At 58.2% G+C, this 14,369-nt stretch carries 18 protein-coding genes; 8 read left to right on the top strand and 10 right to left on the bottom strand.

Annotated features, from left to right (window positions below):
* The first annotated feature begins 40 nt into the window (after positions 1-40).
* The 3 genes from ACR0DL_RS13305 (at position 41) to ACR0DL_RS13315 (ending at position 1,312) form a co-directional block, all read left to right on the top strand.
* On the top strand, positions 41-256 hold the full coding sequence (locus ACR0DL_RS13305; protein ID WP_037316655.1) for a putative signal transducing protein: 216 nt from the start codon (positions 41-43) through the stop codon (positions 254-256).
* A complete protein-coding gene (locus ACR0DL_RS13310) occupies positions 253-1,026 on the top strand; it encodes a tRNA1(Val) (adenine(37)-N6)-methyltransferase (RefSeq protein WP_170350664.1) in 774 nt (257 codons plus the stop codon). The genes ACR0DL_RS13305 and ACR0DL_RS13310 overlap by 4 nt, the downstream gene beginning before the upstream one ends.
* Before the next feature lie 121 nt (positions 1,027-1,147).
* Complete coding sequence (locus tag ACR0DL_RS13315) at positions 1,148-1,312, top strand: YdcH family protein (RefSeq protein WP_170350663.1); 165 nt, start codon at positions 1,148-1,150, stop codon at positions 1,310-1,312.
* Here the strand turns inward: ACR0DL_RS13315 and yddG are convergent.
* From yddG to ACR0DL_RS13365, 10 genes are all read right to left on the bottom strand, one after another.
* Entirely contained in the window at positions 1,309-2,175 is an 867-nt protein-coding gene (yddG, locus tag ACR0DL_RS13320; RefSeq protein WP_170516728.1) for an aromatic amino acid exporter YddG, read from the bottom strand. The two genes, ACR0DL_RS13315 and yddG, sit on opposite strands and share 4 nt — an antisense overlap.
* Positions 2,176-2,312: 137 nt before the next feature.
* Complete coding sequence (gene phbB / locus ACR0DL_RS13325) at positions 2,313-3,035, bottom strand: acetoacetyl-CoA reductase (RefSeq protein WP_170350661.1); 723 nt, start codon at positions 3,033-3,035, stop codon at positions 2,313-2,315.
* A 187-nt stretch (positions 3,036-3,222) separates the two neighbouring features.
* The gene (locus ACR0DL_RS13330) at positions 3,223-4,398 is read right to left on the bottom strand and encodes an acetyl-CoA C-acetyltransferase (RefSeq protein ID WP_170350658.1); all 1,176 of its coding nucleotides are present in this window, start codon (positions 4,396-4,398) and stop codon (positions 3,223-3,225) included.
* 183 nt (positions 4,399-4,581) lie between these two features.
* Positions 4,582-5,415, bottom strand: a complete 834-nt coding sequence (locus ACR0DL_RS13335; RefSeq protein WP_480689591.1) for an EAL domain-containing protein — start codon at positions 5,413-5,415, stop codon at positions 4,582-4,584.
* 92 nt (positions 5,416-5,507) lie between these two features.
* Positions 5,508-5,696 carry a hypothetical protein gene (locus ACR0DL_RS13340; RefSeq protein WP_170350656.1) on the bottom strand — a complete coding sequence of 63 codons (189 nt, stop codon included), beginning with the start codon at positions 5,694-5,696 and terminating at the stop codon, positions 5,508-5,510.
* Between the two features lie 93 nt (positions 5,697-5,789).
* The gene (locus ACR0DL_RS13345; protein WP_480689593.1) at positions 5,790-6,761 is read right to left on the bottom strand and encodes a sterol desaturase family protein; all 972 of its coding nucleotides are present in this window, start codon (positions 6,759-6,761) and stop codon (positions 5,790-5,792) included.
* Positions 6,758-7,144 (bottom strand): hypothetical protein, encoded by a 387-nt coding sequence (locus tag ACR0DL_RS13350; RefSeq protein ID WP_170350652.1) that lies wholly within the window; start codon positions 7,142-7,144, stop codon positions 6,758-6,760. Before ACR0DL_RS13350 ends, ACR0DL_RS13345 begins: the two co-directional genes overlap by 4 nt.
* 60 nt (positions 7,145-7,204) lie before the next feature.
* Entirely contained in the window at positions 7,205-7,534 is a 330-nt protein-coding gene (locus tag ACR0DL_RS13355; RefSeq protein ID WP_170350651.1) for a hypothetical protein, read from the bottom strand.
* A gap of 89 nt (positions 7,535-7,623) precedes the next feature.
* Positions 7,624-7,986, bottom strand: coding sequence for a hypothetical protein (locus tag ACR0DL_RS13360; protein WP_170350649.1), 363 nt, complete (start codon positions 7,984-7,986; stop codon positions 7,624-7,626).
* A 65-nt stretch (positions 7,987-8,051) separates the two neighbouring features.
* Complete coding sequence (locus ACR0DL_RS13365; RefSeq protein ID WP_170361358.1) at positions 8,052-8,618, bottom strand: TlpA disulfide reductase family protein; 567 nt, start codon at positions 8,616-8,618, stop codon at positions 8,052-8,054.
* A gap of 21 nt (positions 8,619-8,639) precedes the next feature.
* Here ACR0DL_RS13365 and argH point away from each other — a divergent pair, with 21 nt between their 5' ends.
* The 5 genes from argH (at position 8,640) to ACR0DL_RS13390 (ending at position 14,356) form a co-directional block, all read left to right on the top strand.
* Positions 8,640-10,028, top strand: a complete 1,389-nt coding sequence (gene argH, locus ACR0DL_RS13370) for an argininosuccinate lyase (RefSeq protein WP_170551657.1) — start codon at positions 8,640-8,642, stop codon at positions 10,026-10,028.
* Positions 10,025-10,210 (top strand): argininosuccinate lyase, encoded by a 186-nt coding sequence (locus tag ACR0DL_RS13375; protein WP_413247489.1) that lies wholly within the window; start codon positions 10,025-10,027, stop codon positions 10,208-10,210. The genes argH and ACR0DL_RS13375 overlap by 4 nt, the downstream gene beginning before the upstream one ends.
* Positions 10,211-10,301: 91 nt before the next feature.
* Positions 10,302-10,451: a hypothetical protein gene (locus ACR0DL_RS13380; RefSeq protein ID WP_170350645.1), complete on the top strand. Its 150-nt coding sequence runs from the start codon at positions 10,302-10,304 to the stop codon at positions 10,449-10,451.
* A gap of 65 nt (positions 10,452-10,516) precedes the next feature.
* On the top strand, positions 10,517-11,782 hold the full coding sequence (gene lysA, locus ACR0DL_RS13385) for a diaminopimelate decarboxylase (protein ID WP_480663324.1): 1,266 nt from the start codon (positions 10,517-10,519) through the stop codon (positions 11,780-11,782).
* Positions 11,783-11,818: 36 nt separating this feature from the next.
* Entirely contained in the window at positions 11,819-14,356 is a 2,538-nt protein-coding gene (locus ACR0DL_RS13390; protein WP_480689595.1) for a TIGR02302 family protein, read from the top strand.
* The last annotated feature ends 13 nt before the right edge of the window (positions 14,357-14,369 follow it).

Genomic DNA, 14,369 nt, shown 5'->3' on the forward strand with positions numbered 1-14,369 from the left:
GGCTCGACTTTCGACTTACCTTGCCCTTACATCCATCCCTATGAAAGAACTTTTGCGCAGCACCGATCCGACGATCCTGGCCTTTGCTTCGGCCCTTCTTGAGGGTGAGGATATAGACTGCTTTCAGATGGACGTAAATATGAGCATCCTCGAAGGCGGCATCGGAATCTTCCCCCGTCGTCTGATGGTGCGGGCTGATGACCTGACACGGGCTGAACGGGTGATGCGCGATAATGAGATTCCGCTGGGTCGATGAGCCACTTGCCGGATAATGATCTGACCTGTAACGATTTTTTGAACGGCCGTGTGCGCCTGTGGCAACCGCGTTCGGGATATCGTGCGGGCGTGGACCCGGTCTTGCTGGCTGCCTCGGTTCCGGCGACACGTGGTCACACCGTGCTGGAACTGGGCTGCGGGGCAGGCGCCGCGATCCTGTGCCTTCTGGCGCGTGTGCCCGGATTGCAAGGGGTCGGGGTGGAATTGCAGGCCAGCTATGCCGCGCTGGCCCGTCGCAACGCAGCCGAGAACGCCGCGTCGTTCGAGGTGGTCGAGGCCGATCTTGCCGCCCTGCCTGCCGATCTGAAACAGCGCCAGTTTGACCATGTCATCGCCAACCCGCCCTATTACCGCGCCGGAGCGCACAGTGCCGCTGCGGATGACGGACGGGCAATCGCGCTGGGTGAGGGCACACCACTGGGTGTTTGGTTCGACACTGCGGCCAAACGTCTCGCACCGCGCGGCTATTTGCACATGATCCAAAAGGCCGACCGTTTGCCAGATATGCTTGCGGGCTGCACGGGGCGCCTGGGCTCAGTCGAGGTGTTGCCTTTGGCGGCACGCGCGGGTCGGGCTGCCGAATTAGTGATTTTACGCGCCAAAAAGGGCGGAAAGGCCGCGTTTCGGTTGCATGCGCCGTTGATTTTGCATGCAGGCGCGCGCCACGAAAAAGACGGTGAAAGCTACACACCGCAGGTTTCGGCGGTGCTGCGCGATGCGGCCGCCCTGCCGGGGTTGTCCGGCCAATAGGCAGTAACCAGCCGAATTTGTCGGATTTATTACAGAATCTGTGCGTATGCAGCGTGACAGGGTGGAAACGATGTGATCAACTTCTTACGTGAAACTCAGACACCAACAGAGGAGTATCGCCATGAGCGTGAGCGCACACCTGACCGAACTGAAGAAAAAGCACGAAACACTCGGTCTTGAAGTTGAACAAGCCCAACGCTCGCCTGGCATCGACGATCTCCATATTGCACAACTCAAAAAGCAGAAGCTTAAGTTAAAAGAAGAGATCGAGCGCCTGTCAGCCTAGCGACGCAAGCTCGCCCGCGCGGCAATGGCCGCGCCGCCAGTGATCAACACGGCCGCGATCGCCAGACCCCAGGACGGGGCGGCGATCCCGGCCCCAACCAAAGCCAGCGTAGACAACAGCGGTGCCGCGTAAGAAGCAGTACCGAGGATTTGTATGTCACCCTGCTTTACCCCGATATCCCACACATAAAACGCTAGACCCACCGGCCCCAGACCCAGTGCCACGACCGAAGCCCAGCCAAAGGCGCTGTCGGGCCAGATGGTTTCTTCAACGGCCAGATGCAGCGCGCCCGAGGCAATCGCCGCCGCGATGCAGAACACGGCGACCGAACTGGTCGGAGTGTCCCCCAAACGGCGCGACAGGACAGAATATCCCGACCATGTCAGCGCGCACAGCAGCGCCAGCCCATACCCCGGTAGATGAGCGGTCTGAAACCCTGCGCTACCGCCCCCTGCGATGATGACCGCAGCTCCGGCAAAGCCCAGACTAGCCCCAAACAGATGACCGATACGCAGATGCTCGCCCGGCAATAGCCCGGAAAACAGCACGATCAGCAGGGGCCAGAGATAGGCGATCAACCCAGCCTCAGCTGCTGGAGCCATGCGCAGGGCCGAAAAATAAAGCGCGTGATAGCCGAACAGGCCCGTGGCACCGAACAGATATGTTGTCCAGGGCACCGCCCGTAATTGGGGCAAACCGCCGTTGGCCCATGTCCAGATCAGGCCCAGCGTGCCGCCGATAGAAAAACAGATGGCGTTCAGCAAAAGCGGTGGGGTTGGGGTCGAGCCGACTGTGAACAGCGCCAGTAAAGACCACAGCAGCACAGCCACAAACCCAATCGCTGTTGCCTGAGATTTTGTCATAGGGCCGTGACCTTTTTTACCGATCTGCTTTGAAAGGATACAACCACCGGGAAGACGTGCAATTCTTTAACTGTCGGTTTCAGAACGAAAAAGGCCGATCCAAAAGGACCGGCCTGAACTGTTCGTGGGTCTGCAGATCAGACGAAGAATTGCGCACCGTTGGCCGAAATTGTCGAGCCATTGATGAACTGAGAATCGTCCGACGCCAGAAATGCCACGCAGCGCGCGATTTCCTCGGGCTCGCCCAGTCGACCAGCCGGGATTTGACCGATGATGGATTCACGAACCTTCTCGGGAACCGCCATCACCATCTCGGTTGCGATGTAGCCGGGGCAGATGGCGTTCGCGGTGATACCAGCACGGGCCCCTTCTTGCGCGAGGGACTTCACAATACCGAGATCACCCGCTTTGGTCGCGGCATAGTTCACCTGCGCGAACTGGCCTTTCTGACCATTGATCGAACTGATGACGATCACACGGCCAAACTTGCGTTCGCGCATGCCGGACCATACCGGGTGGACGGTGTTGAAAACGCCGGTCAGGTTGGTGTCGATCACCTGATGCCACTGCTCAGGGGTCATTTTGTGGAACGGGGCATCGCGGGTGATGCCTGCATTGGCGACCACGATGTCGATTGGGCCAACTTCGGCTTCGACCTTTTCAATGCCCGCTTTTGATTCATCATAGTCGGCCACGTTCCACTTGTAGGTGGCGATGCCGGTTTCCTCGGTGAATTTTGCGGCGGCTTCGTCATTGCCGGCATAGGTGGCTGCAACATTGTAGCCTTCGGCCTTGAGCGCCTTGGAAATTGATGCGCCGATGCCGCGGGAACCGCCGGTGACGAGTGCTGTACGTGCCATTGAGGAATCCTCCAATTAAGTCTGACTTGGTAATTCTGTTACTCTGAGAGAGATTGCTGCGCAATATCGTTTCGTCTTCGTTTTGATCTTTCTGTTCGGCGATATTGTCGCATCTAAGGGATAGGGCCGGAATGTAACAAAAAAGGGCGCCCAGTAGACGCCCTTTTCCATTTAGTTGTCAAAGCACTTAGTCGCGCTCCACACACAGGGCGACACCCATGCCGCCGCCGATGCAAAGGGTCGCCAGACCCTTTTTCGCGTCGCGTCGCTTCATTTCGAACAGCAGGGTGTTCAGAACGCGGCAGCCCGATGCGCCGATCGGGTGACCGATAGCGATTGCGCCACCGTTGACGTTCACGATGGATGGGTCCCAACCCATGTCCTTGTTCACGGCACAAGCCTGTGCGGCAAAGGCTTCGTTGGCTTCAACCAGATCCAGGTCGTCAACCGACCAGCCCGCTTTTTCCAGCGCTTTGCGCGAGGCATAGATCGGACCAACGCCCATGATCGCCGGGTCCAGACCCGCCGTGGCGTAAGAGGCGATGCGGGCCAGAGGCTCGATCCCGCGCTTTTCGGCGTTTTCGGCTGACATCAGCAGGGTGGCGGCGGCACCGTCGTTCAGGCCCGAGGCATTGGCTGCGGTGACCGAGCCATCCTTGGTGAAGGCCGGGCGCAGCTTGCCCATGGCTTCCATGGTTGCGCCGTGGCGGATGTATTCATCCTTGTCCATCACGATGTCGCCCTTGCGGGTCTTGATGGTAAAGGGCGTGATTTCGTCGGCGAATTTACCAGCCTTTTGCGCCGCTTCGGCCTTGTTCTGCGAGGCAACGGCAAATTCGTCCTGCATGTCACGGCTGATCTGCCATTTTTCAGCAACGTTTTCAGCGGTTTGGCCCATGTGATAGCCGTTGAAGGCATCCCACAGACCATCGCGGATCATCGTGTCGATATATTTCATGTCGCCCATCTTGTGACCGGCGCGCAGCGCGGCGGCATGGGGCGAAAGGGTCATATTTTCCTGACCACCGGCGGCCACGATTTCGGCATCGCCCAGCTGGATGTGCTGTGCGCCCAACGCAACCGCGCGCAGACCCGAGCCACACACCTGGTTGATGCCCCAAGCCGCGCTTTCTTGCGGCAGACCCGCATTGATATGGGCCTGACGCGCCGGGTTCTGGCCCTGTGCAGCCGTCAGTACCTGACCCATGATGGTTTCGCTGACTTCACCCTTGTCAACTCCGGCACGTTCTACAACTGCTTCGAGTACGGCAGTGCCCAGATCATGTGCGGGTGTGTTTGCAAACGAGCCGCCAAAACTGCCGACACCGGTACGGGCTGCAGATGCGATTACTACGTTAGTCATATAGACAATCCTTTACCATCAAGGTCCAGTGGGAACCGTGATGACGCAGATCGCAGAGGTCTGGCCTCTAAGATCCAGAGCGCCTCATGATCCCCCGCTCCAACTGCTCATGGAATAGCGTAACGCTGCAATTGCAGCAACGGTCAGCTTGTCTCAGGTAAATTGGAAATGGATTCTAAATCTTTAACTACCGGTTTTCTTGAGTTTTTTGTCTTTCCAAGGGTCCGACACAGTGGGTGCGCCGAACAAAAACCCCTGCAAGCAATCCACGCCATTGACCACAAGGAATTCGGCATCGCCCCTGGTTTCGACCGATTCGGCGGTTACTAGAATTTCAAATTCCCGGGCCACAGCGACCAGTGCCCGGACCAACGCTTGATTGTCCGGGTTTTCGGAAACTCCGCGGACGAACTGACCGTCGATCTTGGCGGCATCAAACAAAAACTCGCGAAAGTGGCGGAAACTGAAATTGCTGGCACCGAAATCGTCCAGCGCAAACGCAACGCCGCGCGGTTGCAGCCGGTCCATGAAATCGATCACCAACTCGGGCACAGTCATGGCCGAACTTTCCGAAATTTCCAGGATCAACCGTTCGCCCAAATTGGCGTCTTTCTTGAGAAACCGATCTAAAACCCGAGAATACCGCGCATAGCCGATCGAACGTGCGGACATGTTGACGGACAGGCGGATTTCGGGGTTATTGATCAGTGTCCTCAACCCCATTTCCAATGCGACACAATCCAGATCGCGCCCGATCGGGGTGTTTTCCAATTGCGGCATGAAATCCCGTGCAGGAATAACCCGCCCGGTTTCGTCCAGCACCCGAATGAACCCTTCGTAGAACGCTACACCGAATGGTTGATGCGCCTGCATGACCGGCTGAAAGGCCAGTTTGCATTGTTTGTGCTTTACCGCCTCGGTCGCCATCTGAACCGAGGATTCGTCGCGGGATGCGACGGCTGCGTTCAGCGGGCTTTCGGCACCGTCGGGCGCATCTGCCTGTTTCCTGTCCCGCATGTCCTTGCCAAGCCCCTTAACGTCACCGGTCAGGGCCTTATTTCAAGGCAAAGGTATGAATTTGCGGTTAAGAGGAGCGAATTTGCCAGGTGTCAGCGCGCGGATTCCCAAACCCGTCCTAGTACAGCGGCGGCGCCGACCACGGCTCCCATGAAGCCCAGTGCAAGCATGACAAAGCCCAATGCAACGATGGTTGAGGGGCCACCCGTCAGTGCCGTCAACATGGCCAAAGCCAGACCGATCAAACCAAGTGTGGTCGATACTGTCATCAAACGGGTCATGGCGGCCTCCGGATTACTGGCTACGGGTCACATCCGCTGAATATGGAATGTGAAATCCCGTTTTCAAGAAAGCAGAGAGTCGAACAGGCGGATTTAAGCCTGTTTTGCCTGTGGATTGAGCGTCTGGGCCTCAAGTTGTTCAAAACCGGGCGTTCCGTGATCTTCGGGATGGCGCGCCAGATGCCGGGCTTTGATCTGTTCCGAGCTTTCGCGGCTGCCATCATGGCTGTAACCCGGTGGAGCAAAGCAATAGGCCAGACGTTCGCGCAACGTCAGCCCCGGCTGGGTTGCGTCGCGCCAGATACTGACCCATTCGTGAAAGGCCACGCGCAGCGGGTTGAACGTGCCGATATTGTGGACCAGCCCGTAATCGACGCGGTCGTCCTTTTGTTCGGGCACAAACGTGCCAAACAGTTTGTCCCAGATGATGAAAACCCCGGCATAGTTGCAATCCAGATAACGCGCGTTCCGTCCATGATGGGCGCGGTGGTGGCTAGGGGTGTTCATCACCGCCTCGAACCAGCGGGGCATTTTCCCAATCGCCTCGGTGTGAATCCAGAACTGATAGATCAGGTTCAAGCCGCCGCAGAACAGCACCATCGCCGGGTGGAAGCCCAGCAGGATCAGCGGCGCACGTACCACCATCATGAAGGTAAACGTATAGGTCCATGTCTGCCGCAGCGCCGTGGTCAGATTGTAGTGTTGAGAACTGTGGTGGTTCACGTGACTGGCCCAGACCCAGCGGATGCGGTGACCGAACCGATGCACCCAGTAATAGCGTAAATCATCCAGCACAAAGCACAGGATGATCACCGGAATCGAGGTGCCCAGGTTCAGCGGCGTGATCTGCCACAGCCACATGAAAAAGCCATATGCGATGAACCCAAGCAGCAACCCCGAGGCGATATTTCCCGCCCCCATGATCAGCGAGGTGACGGCATCGCGCGTCTCATACCGTCCGCCCCTGCCTTTGAAAGCGATCCACAGGAACTCGGCTAGAATGGCGGCGATGAAGAACGGCACCGCCCATTGCACGGCGTCGGGAAAGCTCACTTGGTCGGTCATGCGGGGTCCATCAGGTTTTGCCAGTGGGGGCGTTCGAAATCGTCAAGGCGGATCAGGGCTTTGGGCGTGCCGAAGTCATGAAATTGAATTTCGAAACCCTCGGGGTGGTCGATCCAGTCGAAATCCAGAAGGTGGCGCGCCACCGTATCGGCACCAAAGGACCACAACAGCCCGTTTCCCGTCTCGGTACGGATCAGGGCGGACCGCTTGTCATGTGCGATTGTTATATCAATTATTACGTCGTCCGGCGCATGGCGCAGCCATTCCGAACGCGCGGTCTGGGGGGTCAGTTCGCGCACGCGTGACCGCCCTGACAGGTGCAGCAGAACGGTGATGCCGACGATGCCTCCGACCACCAGAACCAGAAGTATTTCAAGCGGCATTCTATCCTCCCGCCCGACAGATTGCAGAGCGGCTATGACGCTGTCAAAGGTAGCGTTACGTCAGCCAGCTTCGAACGTGTCCAGGACTTCGTGCTGCACCACGCGTTCGACAAAGGGCACCAGCCCATCAGGCCCCGAGGCCCTGTCTTTCAGGTGTATGCAGATGTCTGGCCTGCGTGCTGCGATGATGCCGACCATCTCGCCGCGGATCTTGTCATCCAGGCCCGCACCCATGACCGCACAGACGATCCGGGGTTCGGCATCCAGTTGCCGCCGGACCTCATCCTGATCATGCGCGCCCAGCCATTGGATAGGCATGTGATCCAGACGCCGCGCCACGTCGCCGATTACATTCGGCAAGCGACCGATCAACAGAACCACTGGTTTCATTGTTGCCTCCTTTTCACTGGTAGCAATTAGAAAATCCGGCCCCAAAAGACCATTTCTATTCTAGCACATGTGAATGCAGTGTTTTCTGCCTAGTCGGAAATGGTCATAGGCACGGCCTTACCTTTTCCCTTCTTACGCGTAAAAACTACTTGGTCTCCGTCGATTGCGACTTTCTGACAATCCACAGGAAGTTGCGTGGTCCCGATAAAGAGATTTCGGCAGTAGTACCTTTTGTTCCAGACCCAGGCACCTTTGATTTTACCTTTTTGGGCGGTATCCCCGTAAATCGTGCCGTCTGCCGCGACGATAAACCAATACCTATTGCGCACAAGTTTCTTGCCGATGACAGCATCCATGAATTGCTGCTTCTTTTTGATGTCTTTGGCGTCTGCGGCAGCCGCCGAAATGCACAGGACACTGGCTGCCGCGGCCAAGATGGCAATAGAATTCACAGCTATTCCCCCCAAACTAATAATTGGGAGAATAACACGATTCGCAATTTTCTTATGTGTTTTGCTTAGCTTTCAGCGCCGACAAGCGTCGCGATAATCGCCTTGGCACTTTCTGAATTCCATTCCGCATCGCCGATCAGCCGGGCAATTTCCTGACCCTCAGGATCCAGAATAACGGTGATTGGCAACGCAACAACGCCAAACTCGCGCGCGGCGGCTGAACCGGGGTCCTGATGGCGCGGCAGGTTATTGATGCCGTTTTCCTCGAAGAACTTCTTGATCCCGGCGGGTGAGTTGCGCCCGGTGGCAAGGGTCAGAACCTCAAACTTGTCACCGCCGAACTCTTCTTGCAGCTCGGCAATCTGCGGCATCTCTTTGCGGCAAGGCGCACACCACGTGGCCCAGAAGTTCACCAGAACATACTTGCCGGCATAGTCCTCAAGCGTTCCAACTCCGCCCTCATCTTCCAGCTGGAATTCGATTGTTTTTGCGGGCTTGGGTTCTTTGTGCAGGATCAGGCGTTTCAGTGTTCCATCGCGCAGCGGGCCAAGCGTTTCGGCATCTGTCGCCAAAGCGGCGTTTGCACCCAGCGCAAGGGCCATATAAAGGGGGATCAGACGAAATAGGCGCATATCAACTCCGGGTTTTCTTACATGACCGATCAATCTTCGAACCAGATGTGGGGCGGCCGCTTTGCCGCCGGTCCAGACGCGATCATGGAGGCAATCAATGCCTCGATCGGGTTCGATCAGCGGATGGCAGCCCAAGACATCGCAGGCTCGCGCGCCCATGCCGCCATGTTGGCTGCCACAGGCGTAATAACTGATAGTGATGCGCAGGCAATTCGGGAAGGGCTGCTCACCGTTTTGTCAGAAATTCAGAACGGGGAATTTCAGTTTTCGACTGCGCTGGAAGACATCCACATGAATGTCGAAGCGCGTCTGAAAGAGGTTATTGGCGAGCCTGCAGGTCGTTTGCACACGGGCCGCAGCCGGAATGACCAGGTTGCGACCGATTTCAAACTGTGGGTGCGTGATCAACTGGACGCGGCAGAGAGCGGCCTGCTGGCCCTGATCCGCGCGCTTTTGGCGCAGGCCGAGGCCGGGGCCGATTGGGTCATGCCAGGCTTTACCCATCTGCAAACCGCACAGCCGGTGACGTGGGGCCACCACATGATGGCCTATGTCGAGATGTTTGGCCGTGACCTGAGCCGCGTCCGCGATGCGCGAGCCCGGATGAACGAATCCCCCTTGGGGGCTGCAGCTTTGGCTGGGACGTCTTTTCCCATCGACCGCCAGATGACGGCCGAGGCGCTGGGCTTTGACCGGCCTGCCGCCAACTCGCTGGACGCAGTCAGCGACCGCGATTTCGCGCTTGAGTTCCTGTCGACCGCCTCGATCTGCGCCATGCACCTGTCGCGCTTTGCTGAAGAGCTGGTGATCTGGTCTTCGGCCCAGTTCCGATTTGTCACCCTGTCTGATCGGTTTTCGACTGGTTCGTCGATCATGCCGCAGAAGAAGAACCCGGATGCCGCAGAGTTAATCCGCGCCAAAGTGGGCCGCATTTACGGTGCAAATACTGCATTGATGATGGTGATGAAAGGCCTGCCGCTGGCCTATTCCAAGGACATGCAAGAAGACAAGGAGCAGGTCTTTGATGCCGCCGACAATTGGATGCTGGCGCTGGCTGCGATGGAAGGTATGGTTAAGGACATGACTGCCAACCGCGAGAGCCTTGCGGCGGCAGCGGGCTCGGGGTTCTCGACCGCTACCGACCTTGCCGACTGGCTGGTTCGTGTATTGGGCCTGCCGTTCCGCGACGCCCACCATGTGACCGGATCGCTGGTGGCCATGGCCGAAAGCAAAGGCTGCGACTTGCCTGACCTGACGCTGGAGGACATGCAATCGGTCCACGCAGATATCACCGATGACGTCTATTCTGTCCTTACCGTCCAAAATTCGGTAAACTCGCGCCAGTCTTATGGCGGCACCGCACCGGATCAGGTGCGGGCCCAGATCAAGCGATGGAAGGCGTTGGTATGATGCAAATTCTCCGTGTTGTCCTGCTGATTGCGGCTGGGTTTGCCCTGGCCGCCTGTGGCGCAGATGGCGAGCCGATCCAACCCACGATGAGCGCCAATGTAGGCGTCGGAAGCAGCGGCACCTATGTTGGTGGTGGTGTTGGCTTTCGGCGCGGTGGATTGGGTGTTTTTCTTGGGGTTTAATCCTCTGAGGTAATTGCATTTTGTCCACGCAGCGCCCATGTTCGCACGTATGATCGGCCTGGTGCCGAATTTCCTGAGCTAAGATGACATCATGAAGATTTTCGGCCTGATCCTGACTATTGCCGTACTTGCAGCCTGCGAGCCTTCGCACAACTCCCGTCCCGAACCCGAGGCGAATTCCGGCAGCTCTGGTGTTTCGATTTCGGGCTATGGTCGGGTTGGCGTTTCTGTCACCAACTGACCGAATACCGCCGGATGTGCGGAATCCATTGATCCGCCGGGCGGTTTTGGTCTAAGCGCGCTGTCATGGATCACTTTCTCTACCGCGACGGCGCGCTTTACGCCGAGGATGTCCCAATCTCCGAAATCGCTGCCGCGGTCGGGACCCCGTTTTACGTCTATTCCACCGCGACTTTACTGCGCCATTTCCAGTTGTTCGATGACGCGCTGGAAGGGACCGAGCATCTTGTCTGCTATGCGATGAAAGCCGCCAGCAATCAGGCGATTCTGAAAACGCTGGCGCAGGCGGGCGCGGGGATGGATGTGGTCTCGGGCGGGGAATACCTGCGCGCCAAGGCGGCGGGTGTGCCAGGCGAAAAAATCGTGTTCTCAGGCGTTGGCAAAACTGTGGATGAGATCCGCACCGCGCTGATCGGGGGCATCCGTCAGTTCAACGTCGAATCCGAGCCCGAGATGGAAGTGATTAACGCTGTAGCGCTGGAATTGGGTGTGGTTGCGCCGATCACTGTGCGGGTTAACCCGGATGTTGATGCCAAAACCCACGCCAAGATCGCTACAGGAAAGTCCGAGAACAAGTTCGGTATTCCCATCGCCCGCGCGTCAGAGGTCTATGCCCACGCCGCGTCCCTGCCCGGGCTTGAGGTGATTGGCATCGACGTCCATATCGGCTCGCAACTGACCGAGCTGGAGCCGTTCGAGCTGGCCTATACCAAAGTCGCAGAGTTGACTGAGCAGCTGCGTGCCGAAGGTCACAATATCCGCCGTCTCGATCTGGGCGGAGGTTTGGGCATTCCCTATACCCGTGCCAATGACGCACCACCGCTGCCCGTAGAATACGGTGCGTTGATCAAGAAAACGCTGGGCCATCTGGATTGCGAGATCGAGATCGAACCTGGTCGTCTGATCGCGGGCAATGCCGGTTTGATGATCAGCAAGGTGATCTATGTGAAATCCGGTGAGGGGCGCGATTTTCTGATCCTCGACGGGGCCATGAACGACCTGATCCGCCCCGCCATGTACGAGGCGCATCACGATATCGTTGCCGTGCAAGAGCCGGCGCCGGGCGTTGAACAACAACCCTATGATATTGTCGGTCCGGTCTGTGAGACCGGTGATACCTTTGCCAAACAACGCAACATGCCACCGCTGGCGCCGGGTGATCTGGTGGCCTTTCGCAGCGCCGGAGCCTATGGGGCGGTGATGGCCAGCGAATATAACACGCGCCCCCTGATCCCTGAGGTTCTGGTACATGGGGATCAATTTGCAGTTATTCGTGAACGGCCAAGCTTTGACGAAATCATAAACCGCGATACCATACCTGAGTGGCTTTGACGCGATGACCGCGCGGGCCCGCTCAGGAGGCCTGCCTTGAACGCAAGACATAACCTGCCGATTCCAAGACTTTCCCTGTGGCTGACGCACGCAGGGATGCTGGCCGAGCAGGTTTTGCGTGCATTCTGGCCATTTTTCTCGATTTTCATGGCGATTCTGGCTGCGTTGATGCTGGGGTTGCAGGATCACGTCCGGGTCGAGGTGGTCTGGGCAGTGGGTGTTGTCGCAGTGATTGGCCTGCTGGTGGCGCTGGTTTGGGGTATCAGGCGATTCCATCTGCCCAGACGGGCCGAAGCGCTGATGCGGGTGGATGCGTCACTGCCGGGGCGTCCGATTCAGGCGCTTATGGACGATCAGGCCATTGGGGCGATGGATGCCGATTCAGTCGCGCTGTGGCAGGCGCACCAGACGCGTATGGCGCAACGGGCGGCGCAGGCTGAGCCGGTCAAACCAGATTTGCGGCTGGCTGATCGCGATCCTTATGCGTTGCGTTATTCAGCCTTGCTGGCGTTGGTGATCGCGGTTCTGTTCGGATCGTTCTGGCGCATTGGTTCAGTGGCCGAGATGACGCCGGGCGCGGCCACGGCTGGGCAGGGGCCCAGCTGGGAAGGATGGGTGGAGCCGCCACGCTATACCGGCTTGCCGACGCTTTACCTGGCGGATCAATCAGACCCGATACTATCTGTTCCGCAAGGTAGCCGCATCACCCTACGCTTTTATGGCGAAGTCGGCGACCATAGCTTGACAGAAACGACATCGCCCCTGGGCGCCGAAGACGGATCTGAGGTGGAACAGGATTTTATTGCCACCCGTTCAGGCCAGTTGACGATTGATGGCCCGGCAGGGCGGAACTGGGCCGTGAACATCATTGCGGATACGTCGCCGAAGATTGCGATCGCCGACGAGGCCGAGACCGAGGCTGGCGGACGCATGAAACTGCCGTTTACTGCTGTGGACGATTATGGCGTGGTCTCTGGATCAGCCGTGATCGCGCTTGATCTGGCTGAGGTCAGCCGGAGCTATGGTCTGGCCGCTGTACCTGAACCGCGCGAAGTGATCACCGTGGAACTTCCGATGCCGATTACCGGCGACCGGATCGATTTTACCGAAGACCTGATCGAGGATTTCTCGCAGCACCCTTGGGCGCATTTGCCGGTCAAGATTACATTGACGGCACGGGATGCGGCCGATCAGGAAGGCCACTCTGATCCGTATCAGACCACATTGCCTGCGCGACGTTTCTTTGATCCGCTGGCCGCTGCAGTGATCGAACAGCGGCGTGATTTGCTGTGGGCCAGGGATAACGCGACCCGGGTGTCTCAGATTTTGCGCGCGGTCTCGCATCTGCCCGAAGGGTTCTTTCGATCCGACACCGCGTATCTGCGTCTTCGTGTGACCCTGCGGCGATTGGAAATGTTCGATGACTACGGGCTGACACTGGAACAACAGGAAGAGATCGCCCAGGCCCTATGGGATCTGGCGATCATCATCGAAGACGGAACGCTGGCCGATGCGCTGGAACGGATGCGCCGGGCACAGGAACGCCTGACCGAGGCGATGAAGAACGGCGCCACCGATGAGGAAATCGCTGAGCTGATGCAAGAGCTGCGCGAGGCAACGCAGGATTACATGCGCCAACTGCAGCGTCTGGCACAGGAAAACGGTGAGTTTGACGAAAACCAACAAGGCGAGAATGGCGAATCCCTGCAGATGACGCAGGACGATCTGCAGCGGATGATGGACCGTATTCAGGAACTGATGGAACAGGGCCGCATGGCTGAGGCTCAGCAGGCGCTGGAAGAGTTCCAGCGGATGATGGAAAACATGCGTGTCACTCAGGGCCAGGGGCAGGGCCAGCAATCCGAAGGCCAGCAGGCGATGGAAGGGTTGGCTGAAACCCTGCGCGAACAGCAAGGCCTCAGCGATCAGGCTTTCCGCGATCTGCAGGAACAGTTCAACCCTGGCGCGCAGGCTGGTGAAAGCCAGGGCAACGAAGGCCGCAATGGCGGTCAGGGTCGGGGGCAAAGCCACGAAGGTCAGGGTGGTCGCGGCGCAGATCAACAGGGCGACGGCCAGCAGGGGCAAGGATCGCTGGCTGATCGCCAACAGGCTTTGCGCGATGAATTGGGTCGTCAGCAACAGAATCTACCCGGTGCGGGCACGCCCGAGGGCGATGCCGCGCGCGATGCGCTGGGCCGCGCAGGGCGGGCTATGGACGAGGCCGAAAACGCGCTGCGCAATGATGATCTGGCTGATGCAATCGACAACCAGTCCGAGGCGATGGAAGCCCTGCGCGAAGGTATGCGGTCACTGGGTGAAGCCTTGGCCCAGAACCAGCAGAACCAACCGGGTCAAGGATCGCAAGAAGGTGATATGCAGGCCAACAGCCGTGATCCGCTGGGCCGCAACCCGGGTTCGAATGGCTCGATCTCAACCGATGACAGCCTGTTGCAGGGCGAGGATGTCTATCGTCGCGCCCGCGAATTGCTGGACGAAATCCGTCGCCGCACCGGTGAATCGGATCGTCCTCAGATCGAGTTGGAATACCTCAAGCGGCTGTTAGAGCGGTTCTAGGTCCGTCTTTCAA

This window comes from Ruegeria sp. BB5, assembly GCF_056539405.1.